Origin of the sequence: Alkalicoccus luteus (assembly GCF_012034335.1) — a bacterium.
Lineage (GTDB): Bacteria > Bacillota > Bacilli > Bacillales > Salisediminibacteriaceae > Alkalicoccus > Alkalicoccus luteus_A.
This window is the reverse complement of record NZ_JAATHJ010000099.1, coordinates 1-279: the sequence shown is the minus strand read 5'-3', so window position 1 is coordinate 279 and position 279 is coordinate 1. Positions and strand designations below refer to the sequence as shown.

The following is a 279-nucleotide window of genomic DNA, read 5'->3' as shown; positions in this document are numbered from 1 at the left end:
CCCGCGAAGGCATTCCGATTCGCGTATGGGAATGGCCCGGGAACACGATGGACATGACGGTGATCGAACAAGTGAAACAAGACTTGATCGGCTGGAAGCTCGGGCGGGTGATACAAGTCGCCGATCGAGGGTTTTCTTCCGAAAAGAATCTTCGGATTCTGCAGCAAACCGGCGGCCATTATATTATTGGCGAACGCATGAATGCGGGAAAAAAAGATGTCGAAGAAGCCTTAAGCAAGCGCGGGCGGTTTCAGGTGATTCGAGAGAACCTGCATGTGA

Annotated in this window: 1 pseudogene; it reads left to right on the top strand. The window is 52.3% G+C overall.

The features are described from left to right. A pseudogene (locus tag HCN83_RS18080) lies at positions 1 to 279 on the top strand (IS1634 family transposase); the annotation flags it as partial.